This window comes from Novipirellula sp. (genome assembly GCF_041583735.1).
Lineage (GTDB): Bacteria > Planctomycetota > Planctomycetia > Pirellulales > Pirellulaceae > Novipirellula.
The window spans coordinates 1-10,341 of sequence record NZ_JBFHFD010000281.1 but is presented as its reverse complement, the minus strand read 5'-3'; the positions used below and the strand labels follow the sequence as shown (position 1 = coordinate 10,341).

Sequence of the window (10,341 nt, the reverse complement as noted above, 5' to 3'; positions counted from 1 at the left end):
CAACCGGTTGCCACAGCGGTCCACGGGTGTGACCGTAACGCTCGAGGTTGACATCTTCGAAGTACAACGGCTTGTGACACAAGTTGGATGCTTTCCACGTCATCGTGGTACTCTGCCATGAACGTTCGGTGTAGGCGACTTGCTCGATCAGACATTCCTTGGGCAGCCCCCAGTTATCCGAGATGTAGGCCAAGTCGGCTTCGCTAAGCCGATTGATCGAGAGTTCTTCGGTCGTACCATGTCCGGTCTGAATCACAGCCTTTTCGTAAGCCAAATCAACCAAACGTCCCGATGCAAGCGGACGCCCGTCGACCGTACGCCATTGCCGTTCGCTCTGGTTTTCGTCGAACTTGGTCTTCAGCTTTTGGTATTCTGCTTCGCTGATCACGTCCGGACGAAACGGCGGGCTGATGTCCAGCGACAACTTGTCGATCGTTTGCGATGCAATTCGCTGACGGAAATCTTCGCACGAGATCCCTGCGGTTTGCTTTAGATCATCGACACCGTCAAACTTGCCAACCCCATCCTCTTCGCGGCCCGAGCGTTGATCCAAACGGTCGCGATCCCGTTCGCCAATCGCGGAGCGTCCGCCATCCGGTTTGCCAAAGGGGTTTTCGAACCGACCCTGTTGATCCGAGGGCGATTCGGGACTCTCAGTGCTGTCGCTTCGTGGATTTGGCAGCGGCTGAACACTGCCTTCTTCCTTCAAAAAATCGCCGAGCGATCGGCCATCCTGGGCCGGCTTGGATTGACGTGGGCTGGTGGGTTGGCCTTGAGGACTAGGCAGCAATTCGAGCTTCGATTGTGGGTCGACTTTCGATCCAGGGGCAGGCAACGATCGCGACGGCGGCATGGCCCCCGCTTCGCCTCGCAATTGGTTCATCGAGCGAGGATCAACCGGGCGAGCCGGATCCGCTTGTGCCGGTGGTGCGAAACCTGGGTTTCGTGGTGCCGCTTGACGTCCCTTGGTCGAGCCTTCACCAAACGGGTTCTCGAAGAAGTCCGTTTTCGCTGGAGCCGCTTCACGCGGTTGCCCCGACGATTCGGGTGGCAACGCAAAGCCGCCGCCTTGCTGGGGCGCGACCAACCATGTGGTCCGCTCGACCGGTGCTGATGCCGGAACGGCATTGACCGAACGCAGGTCTGGAGCCGATTGAGCTTGCTGCAGCGGGTTTACCGGTTGATTCTGGACGGCCGATACCGGACGCACCATCATGCTGCCAACGGAACTGTCTTGCTGAGCCACCGCGCTGACAGCTTGTTGGTTGACAACTTGCTGGTTTGTCGCACGACCGCTGGCGACAACGGTTGCCGCAGGCAGGTCGTCGGCAAACGGATCTTGGCCCGCGAAATGGCGATCCACTGCGTCGCTGGCTGCGGTGCCAGTGGGCTGCGGAGCCGACTTGGGATTGCGTCCCCATTTCAGATTCCAACCGTCGTGGGTTGGATTATGAACGGGTGCCGGAGCGGCCGGCGGGACGGTTCCCATTTTGGGAACCGGACGAAGATTGCCGTAGCCCGTGGGCGACTGGCCGAGTGCCGCTGGAGCGTTCCAAGCGGCGAGCGTCCCGGCACTGGCAATTAAGATTGCCAGACTAGTTCGTTTCGCCTGATGAAACATCAGGGCTGTAATTTGGCGCTTCCTGGGTGATCGCAATGTCATGCGGGTGGTTCTCCCTAACCGTTGCTGCGGAGACGCGAATGAATCTCGCATCGTGCCGCAACTCATCAATCGTCCGTGTTCCGACGTATCCCATCCCCGCTCGCAATCCGCCGACCAATTGGTAGACGTAATCGCTAAGAGGACCCTTGAACGGCACGCGGCCTTCGACGCCTTCGGGGACAAGCTTGCCCGCCTCAGCACCTTTTTGCCGATACCGATCGCTACTTCCTTTGACCATCGCGCCCATCGATCCCATCCCCCGGTACGACTTGAACGTACGACCTTGGTACAGGATCATCTTGCCCGGACTCTCGGTCAGGCCTGCGAACAGACTTCCGATCATCACGGTGCTCGCGCCGGCCGCGATTGCCTTCGTAATATCACCGCTGAAGCGAATGCCGCCGTCGGCGATGATAGGTATGTTTCTCTCTTCGGCGATTTTGACTGCGTCCAAAATCGCTGTGATCTGAGGGACCCCGACACCGCTGATAACTCGCGTCGTACAGATCGAACCTGGGCCGATGCCGACTTTCACCGCATCTGCCCCCGCTTCGATCAAATCACGAGTCGCTTCAGGGGTGGCCACATTCCCGGCCACAATATCGATGTCCCAATCACGTTGACTCTTAATTTCTCGGACGGTTTCAATCACGTTCTGACTGTGCCCGTGAGCCGAATCGACTACTAGCAAATCAACGCCTTGTCGAATCAAACTCTCGGCTCGATCAAAATCACCGACTCCGATCGCCGCTCCGACCCGCAATCTGCCGAGCGGATCTTTGCAAGCACGCGGATATCGCTTCATCATGTCGATGTCACGAATCGTTATTAACCCCGTCAGTCTTCTATCTTCGTCAACCAGGAGAAGTTTCTCGACTCTTTTTGCCGTTAAAATTCGCTCAGCTTCCTCAAGCGTTACATTCCCTACAGCCGTCACTAAGTTCTCATGTGTCATAACTTCCGAAACGGGGAGGTTTGGGTCCTCTAGGAAACGCAGGTCGCGTCGCGTCAAAATACCAGCAAGCTTGCGATCGGCGTAAACGATCGGGATTCCCGAGACGTTGGCCTGGTCCATCAATTCCGCCGCCCGGCTGACCTTTTCCTCGGGGGGCAAGGTCACGGGATCGACAATGATGCCATTGGCCGAACGTTTCACCTTCAGCACTTGTTGGGTCTGGCTGCGGGGCGACAGGTTCTTGTGAATGATCCCCATCCCGCCTTCTTTTGCTAGCGCGATCGCCATTTCCGCTTCGGTGACCGTATCCATGGGCGAGGAAATGAGTGGGATCTGTAGCGAGATCCGGTTGGTCAGCCGGCTTGTCACATCCACTTCGCTGGGCACAACCTCGCTGTAGCGTGGCAGCAAGAGGACGTCATCGAAGGTAACGCCGAGTTTGCCAATTTTATCTTCCGTCATCTTTATTACCGATTACCTAGAGCGTTCAGGCAGGGCATGCGACCTGTTGGGGAAAACCCCTGATTATGCCGCACCAAGCGGATTTGGTGTAGGGCCTGACAAATAGGCCCCCCAAGGATCCTCGCAAACCTCTCCGCAGTGACTGCGATCCCCCCGCCAAACCCCGCTGGCTCGACACCGATTTCGGTTTCACGACTTCTTACTTGCCACCCGCTGCGGGATCAGTAAACTAAAACCGAGAACCACCCCTCCGCAGAACTAGAAACCAACGAACCTTCAGATGTATCGCCCCTCGTCTCCATTCCTGCGATCGTTTTCCACCTTACCGACCACGCTTTTGCTGCTGGGGCTGAGTTGGGGACTAGCGACGACCAGTTACGCACAGCCGCCCGAGAACGCCCCGGCCATTCGCCAATGGAAATCGGCCGCCGGAACCGTCGTCGAGGCGGAGCTGGTTAGCCAGAATGACGAGACGGTGGAGTTGTTGATCAAGGGCCAAAAGATGGTTCGGAACATCCCCATTGCCCAATTGAGCGAGGCGGACCAGAAGTATCTCGCGATCCGCTGGTTTAACCTCCAAGACCAACGGCAATTCGAATTGGTCAAGGACCATCTGCGAACGGTGGCCGAGCGTCCTCAAACGGTCAGCCGGTTGCTGATTGAAATCCACAATGAAATCAAAGAGAGCCCCTATGCGGGCCTGTGGGCTGCGGTCACGCTCAGCTGCGGCAGCAACGAACATTCACGGGCCGCTGTGCTACTAGAGGACACGCTCCGCCGCATCGAAAAGCAGCAGGCCGCAGACCCGTCGCGGCATCGGATGACGTTTTGTTCGGCGAACAACAATTTGGCCATCTGTTTGATCAAAGGACGCAAAGGGGATTCAGCCGCGACACGCATGGTGCGAGCGATCGAGTCGGTCGAACGAATGCCACCGATCGTTCAATCTAACGCCGAACTGTTACATGAGTTGACGACCAACACCGACAGCTTCATCACGTTTTCACCAAGCACACGGCAACGGCTGATGAGAACGGTGGCGTTATCGAACAACGCCGGTAGCGGCACAAAATTGGAAGCAGGGTGGCATTACACACTTGATTTTGACGTTCCGTCGGAATCCGATGCGAACATCAAAATCGACGGCATCGATGCACCACGACCGAATCTGCAACTGCTTGCAACCGGCACCGGTTTTGTGGTGTCCCCGGGAATCGTGTTGACCGCACGCCCCGTCGTGGAAACGACGAACTACCACGGTCCCAAACTGATCACGGTGATTGTCGACCCTGCGTCTTCGGCGCGCCGCAGCGAGCTTGTGCGGGATCTGCTGATCTCATCGACGCGATCGGTGGCGGTTTCGTCATCGGTGGGCTCGGGATTTGGAAGCGGCAACGTGGCGTGGACCCATTATTCCTATGTACGCCCTCAGAACGGTCAAATGGGAGCCGAGATCGCGGCGCTGCGGGTACCGAACCTAAAGCTTGCCCCGGTGGAAGTCGCGTTGGATGATCCCACCAAACGAACGCCGATTCGCATCCTTGGATTTTCACGTGGCCAAGCGGCATTGCAGCGAGGGCTGCAAACGCAAGCGGGCGAGGTCCTGCAGTCACAAGCGATTCGCGGCAGCGTCTCGGCCCTTGGTTCCTCGGGCAGCGGAGTGACGCTACAAACGTCTGCCCGCGTCATGGGCGGAAACCGCGGCGGTCCGGTATTGGATGCTGAAAACCGCGTCGTCGGGATCGCCTACGACACGCCTGTTTCGGGAAGCGATGCGAAAGGGTTCTTCTTTGGCTCAGGCGAATTTCGTCGCTGGTTCTACGAAAACGTGCAAACCGCTTCGCTTACCGATGTGGAATCAAGTCACACGGCGGCACAGCGGCTGAACACGGTCGAAAAAAGCTCGGTTGCCGTTTATTGCTGGGGGCTGAAACAGAAATCGACGTCTCAGTTGTTCAGCGAGGTCGCTGACAGCAGCCGTGACTCTGGCGGATTGTACCTGCGAGACAATTGGTGTGTTGCCTGCGATGGTCGCGGATTCCTGGATTGCCCCGTGCGAACCTGCAACAAAGGCGTGGTTGCCGGGCGAGAAACGGTCGTCAAAGGCGTCAACCCATTGACCGGACGCCCGATTCGCGCCCAACAGGTCACTCAAGAGCGCTGCTCGACCTGCAACGGCAAAGGGGGCAGAATATGTCCACACTGTAAAGGCGGAAAGATCTAGGCCGGCTTTCTAGCACGTCCCTGCCAATTGATTTGCGAACCACATCGCAAGCGTGATCACCATCGCATTGGGATTGCCCGCCGTCAGCTCGGGAAACACCGATGCATCGACAATCGACAATCGACGAGTGCCGATCACCGACAAATCCGCGTCAACGACACGTCCAAGCCCGCAGGTTCCGACGGGATGATACAGCGTTTGCGCGTAACGCGAGATCGATTTGGCAATCGTCTGGTCGCTGTCCCGTTTTGCCCCCGGCACCATTTCGGGCCCAATCCAATTTTGTAGCGGCGACTGCGCCGCGATCGAGCGAGCCAAATTCACGCCCGCGATCGTCGTTTCGACGTCGGCGGGATCCGCCAAATAACGAAGATCAATCCGAGGCGGTTCGCTTGCATCGAGCGACCGAATCGCAAGCTGCCCACGCGATTTCGGTTTGGTCGGATTGACGGCGATCGTCATTGCCGCCGGCGCACCGGGCTGCGGAAAGCGGAGGTAATGTGTCGGCGTCACATGAATCTGAAGGGCACCGCTATTAAACAGGCCCCCGGCTTCGGCAATATTCGACGCGAGCGGTCCGCGGCCGAGAGCGTCAAATCGCACCAGGTCTCGCGGCGAGACGTTTAGATCAAAGCGAGCTGTAGCACTAGTCGAAAATACGACGGGCATCACCAGATGGTCTTGCAGGCACTGGCCGACCTCCGCCACGTCCAGCCACGCTTGAGCACCGGCGTCTCGCAACGAATCGCGAGGCCCAATGCCGCTTCGCATCAAGATCGCGGGACTAGCGATACTGCCGGCCGACAAAACAACTCGTTTGCCGGCAGCAATCTCGTCTCCGTTTGCCAACTTGACTCCAATTGCTTGATCATCACGAAACAGGATGCGATCGACGCTGGCCCGAACCGTCTGGATGCCGGACGAATTTGCAATCAAAGCGGCGGGGGACCAACGGCGTCCGTTGCGGTTCATCCTGCGATATGCCACCGGAGTGCCAAACGGAGTCGCCGCCTGCAAAAACCGCTCGGCCGGTTCGCTGATCCAGCGGGCCGATTCGGGCTGTACCACTCGCTCGGCGGCTTGGTAGGCAGACCGCAGCGACTCGGTTGACCAGCGATCATCTGCCGCGGCGGTGGAAAACATGTTGAAATCGTCGTCGGTCGGCGAAAACCAGATCATCGCATTGATCCGGCTGCTGCCGCCCACACCTCGGCCTCGGGGACAATTCAGCGATCGGCCGGCGAGCGACTTCGACGCTTCGGTCGCGTAGTTCCAATCACTCGAAGTGCCCAGCAATTTCAACCAGCGAGCGGGCCGAGTGTGATCGATTTCGGTCGCGGCAACGGTTTCTGGGTTTTCCGCCGCTCGCGGCTCGATCAACGTGACCGAATAGCCGTGTTGATGGTGCAATAGGTGGGCGAGAGTACATCCCGCCGATCCAGCACCGACAATCAGGATGTCAGGGGAAGACATAGAAGCAGCAGTGTCCAAATTTGGGGCAGTTGGCAATAGGCGATAAGTCGTTTGTTGATTAGGATTTCCGGGAACCATTCCATCCCGTCCCTATCCAATTCTCAATTCTGCTATGAATGCGTCCGCAAAATCGAATGCCGTGCACCGCTTCGTTGGAATTCCGACCGCTCCGCCCGACTCCATTTTGGGGCTGACCGAAGCGTTTTTGGCGGACAAGAATCCTAGCAAGATGAACCTCAGCGTCGGAGTTTACAAGGACGCGTCGGGGCAAACGCCGATTTTAAAGTGCGTCAAGGAAGCCGAGCGACGGTTGATCGAAAACGAGGCGACCAAGGGCTACCTGTCGATCGATGGATTGCCGGATTATCGCGAACAAGTCCGCTCGCTGGTCTTCGGTGACTCACTGGACACGAGCCGCGTCGCCATCTTGCAGACTCCCGGCGGCACGGGAGCGCTTCGAGTCGCGGCCGATTTCATCGTCGCGCAACTTTCGCCAACACGAATTTGGATGCCCTCGCCCACCTGGGCGAACCATCCGGCTATTTTTGCCGCAGCGGGATTGGCGAGCGAAACGTACCGCTATCTCGGCAGCGATCGCACCTCGTTCGATTTGGCGGGGATGCTCGAAGATTTAAGCGTAAAGACCAAACCGGGCGATGCGGTGCTGTTGCACGCATGCTGCCACAACCCTACGGGCGTCGACCCCACCCCCGAGGACTGGAAGGCGATTGCCAAAACGGTGGCCGAGCGTCAACTAATTCCGCTGATCGATTTCGCCTATCAAGGCTTTGGCGAAGGCATCGAGCAAGACAAAACGGGATTGAACACGATCTTGGACGCGGTCGACGAAGCGATCGTTTGCAATTCATTCAGCAAGAATTTTGGCTTGTACAGCGAGCGTGTTGGATCGGTTTGCTTGATCGCGGCGGATGCGGAAACGACCAAAGCTGCCCACAGTCAGCTGAAAACAATCGTCCGCACCAATTACAGCAACCCACCGCGTCACGGCGGCGCGATCGTGGCAACGGTTTTGCAAGACGCGGAATTGACGAAGCTTTGGAAGCAAGAGGTCGACGAGATGCGCGAGCGGATCGATGCCCTGCGTCAACAGTTCGTTGAAACAATGAAGAACACCGGCTCAGGCCACGATTTCTCGTTTTTACTCAAGCAAAAAGGGATGTTTTCCTTTAGTGGCTTGACCCCGATGCAAGTCGATGAACTCAAAAGCAAGCACGGCATCTACATCGTCGGCAGCGGCCGCATCAACGTCGCCGGCATGAGCGAAGACAAGATGGATTCGCTGTGCCAAGCGGTTGCGTCTGTCCTGTAGCCGTTCGCGGCAACGCGATAGGCATTTAGAGACGGCATATTACAACATTTATGTTTTTTCGTTACGCTCGCCAGAGCGTGGATCGTTGCCGTGCAAATGCGAACGACCACCTTCGGGCGACGGTCGCTACGAGAAAATACTTCACAGCATTGACCAAAACGGCTAACACAATCAGCCGTCTTCGCTGGGAGGGTAAAGCGGGCGGCTACTGCAGCATTAACCAGAATGCCACGCTATCTAGCGACTTCCCGCAGGAAAGCCCCCCCTATCGCGGTAGGCCCTGTCTTCCGCAACACATCGCCCAATCCCTTCTTCTGGGCAGCGTCGCTCTGGGTAACTGTTCTTTAATCACTTCCGCGATACTGCTAAGGTGGCCCGAGCGCCGCGATCGGTGGCGTTTGCCGATGCGTCCGCAACTCCGCATCGCAAAGAGAGCCAGACCACCCTGGTACCACGTGTACAGGGGTGATACCACCAAGCCATTCAGCGGACTAAACTGGGCTGCCCCCTAATTACCGCTCCTAAGTTGCCAGTCGATTTCGTGAGCCGAAGACGCTAGCGTCAGGCCGCTGATCGGTAAAACGTTAGCAAAACGAGGCCTGCGGTAACCGCCGTAGGCATCCTGACAGTGTCCCACCGGACTGATGACGCAGCAAGAATGAAATGACGGATCCAGCGGCAACATCATCGACAGCGGTCAAATCATTCGAATCTCGCATTACGCCCCGCGACTCTCTTTTGCTCTCATGCCTTCAAGACGCGGCGATTGTGACCGACATCGCGGGAACGGTTAGCTACTGGAACGACGGTGCGACGAACCTGTTCGGCTGGACCGCCGACGAAATGGTGGGGCATTCGCTGGTGGACCGTTATCCGCTGCAAGAACGTGATTCGATCCGCCAACAAATCCAATCTCTATTGGCGGGCCAGGATTGGAAGGGCGAATTTCTCGATTGGCGCAAAGACGGAAGTCGCGTTTGGACCGATGCCCAAGTCACACGACTGATGGACGACAACGATCATGTTTTGGGAATCCTTGGCATCTGGCGTGATATCACGGCTCGCAAAAATTCTGAAGCGGCGGTCGAATCGGGTGAACGGCGTTACCGTGATCTGGTCGAATCCTCGCACGACTTGATTTGGACCGTCGATGCCGAAGGGCTCATCACATTTATCAACCAAGCCGCCAAAGCAATTTACGGCTGGGAATCTCACGAATTGATTGGCAAGTCGTTTCTTGAGTTCATCACTCCGGAAAGTTTTGAAGAGACGCTCAAGACGTTCATGACGATTGTTCAAACCGGCGTCGAACAACTTGATTATCAATGCGGTGTGTTCCGCAAAGATGGCAGCGTCGTCACGCTCAGCACCAACGTCCGAGCCCAACGTGACCACGAAGGCAACCTAGTCGGGCTGTCAGGAATTTCTCGCGACCTGACCCAACTGATCCAAACCACCAACGAACTTCAAGAGCGACAAGTCTTGCTGTCCAACGCCCAGCGTATTGCCAACATGGGCAGTTGGGACATTGATCTGCGGTTAGGAAAGTTCCAGGGGTCTGAGCAAACCTTCGAGATCTTTGGCATCCAAGCGGATCACTGCGATGGATCGCTTGACTGCTTGATGGATCAAGTTCATCCCGAGGACCGCGATCGCGTACTGACCTTGCTCTCGATGGCCGGTTCGGACAACCAATATGTTGAACAAGAGTTTCGAATTCGGGGTCCCCACGGCGAAATCCGGCTGCTGCGTGAGCGTGGCGAAGTGGTGACCGACGAATCGGGCAAAGCAATTCGACGACTCGGGATGGTCCAGGACATCACCGAGCAAGAGCGGAATATCGTCGCTTTGCGAAAAAGCGAAGAACGATTCCAACTCGCCGCCGAGGGATCCAGCGCCGGCATCTGGGACTGGGACATTTCATCCGGTGAACTTTATTACTCGCTTCGATTCAAGCAGTTGCTCGGCTATCGCGACGATGAGTTTCCGAACGTTTTCTCTTCGTTTTCCGATTCGCTGCACCCCGACGACAAGGCTCAATTCGAGATTGCCCTGAAAGAACATTTTTGCAGCAACAAACCTTATGACACCGAGTTCCGTTTGCGAACCAAGTCGGGCCAATACCGCTGGGTCAATGCTCGCGGCGATGCTTTGCGGGACGATAGCGGCGAGCCTTACCGCATGGCCGGTTCGACGATTGACCTCACCGACCAAAAAGAAATCGAACAGGACCT

At 57.0% G+C, this 10,341-nt stretch carries 6 protein-coding genes; 3 read left to right on the top strand and 3 right to left on the bottom strand.

Going from position 1 to position 10,341, the window contains the following annotated elements; translation table 11 throughout:
* Positions 1-1,621: hypothetical protein (locus ABX962_RS19610; RefSeq protein WP_372721721.1), on the bottom strand; the 1,621-nt coding region annotated here is incomplete at its 3' end.
* Entirely contained in the window at positions 1,596-3,080 is a 1,485-nt protein-coding gene (guaB, locus tag ABX962_RS19605) for an IMP dehydrogenase (protein WP_339940176.1), read from the bottom strand. The genes guaB and ABX962_RS19610, both read right to left, overlap by 26 nt.
* Before the next feature lie 280 nt (positions 3,081-3,360).
* On the opposite strand from guaB, the gene ABX962_RS19600 reads away from it, so the two are divergent.
* A complete protein-coding gene (locus ABX962_RS19600) occupies positions 3,361-5,304 on the top strand; it encodes a trypsin-like peptidase domain-containing protein (RefSeq protein WP_372721720.1) in 1,944 nt (647 codons plus the stop codon).
* A gap of 9 nt (positions 5,305-5,313) precedes the next feature.
* Here ABX962_RS19600 and ABX962_RS19595 read toward each other — a convergent pair whose 3' ends face one another.
* Positions 5,314-6,777, bottom strand: a complete 1,464-nt coding sequence (locus tag ABX962_RS19595; protein ID WP_372721719.1) for a GMC family oxidoreductase — start codon at positions 6,775-6,777, stop codon at positions 5,314-5,316.
* A 112-nt stretch (positions 6,778-6,889) separates the two neighbouring features.
* On the opposite strand from ABX962_RS19595, the gene ABX962_RS19590 reads away from it, so the two are divergent.
* Positions 6,890-8,107 carry an amino acid aminotransferase gene (locus tag ABX962_RS19590; protein WP_372721718.1) on the top strand — a complete coding sequence of 406 codons (1,218 nt, stop codon included), beginning with the start codon at positions 6,890-6,892 and terminating at the stop codon, positions 8,105-8,107.
* Between the two features lie 738 nt (positions 8,108-8,845).
* A partial coding sequence (locus ABX962_RS19585) for a PAS domain-containing protein (RefSeq protein ID WP_372721717.1) occupies positions 8,846-10,341 on the top strand: 1,496 nt, incomplete at its 3' end.

Coding starts and splice junctions, on each gene's coding strand:
- ABX962_RS19595 (WP_372721719.1), bottom strand. CDS start 6,777: ATGTCTTCCCCTGACATCCTGATTGTCGGTGCTGGATCGGCGGGATGT.
- guaB (WP_339940176.1), bottom strand. CDS start 3,080: ATGACGGAAGATAAAATTGGCAAACTCGGCGTTACCTTCGATGACGTC.
- ABX962_RS19590 (WP_372721718.1), top strand. CDS start 6,890: ATGAATGCGTCCGCAAAATCGAATGCCGTGCACCGCTTCGTTGGAATT.
- ABX962_RS19600 (WP_372721720.1), top strand. CDS start 3,361: ATGTATCGCCCCTCGTCTCCATTCCTGCGATCGTTTTCCACCTTACCG.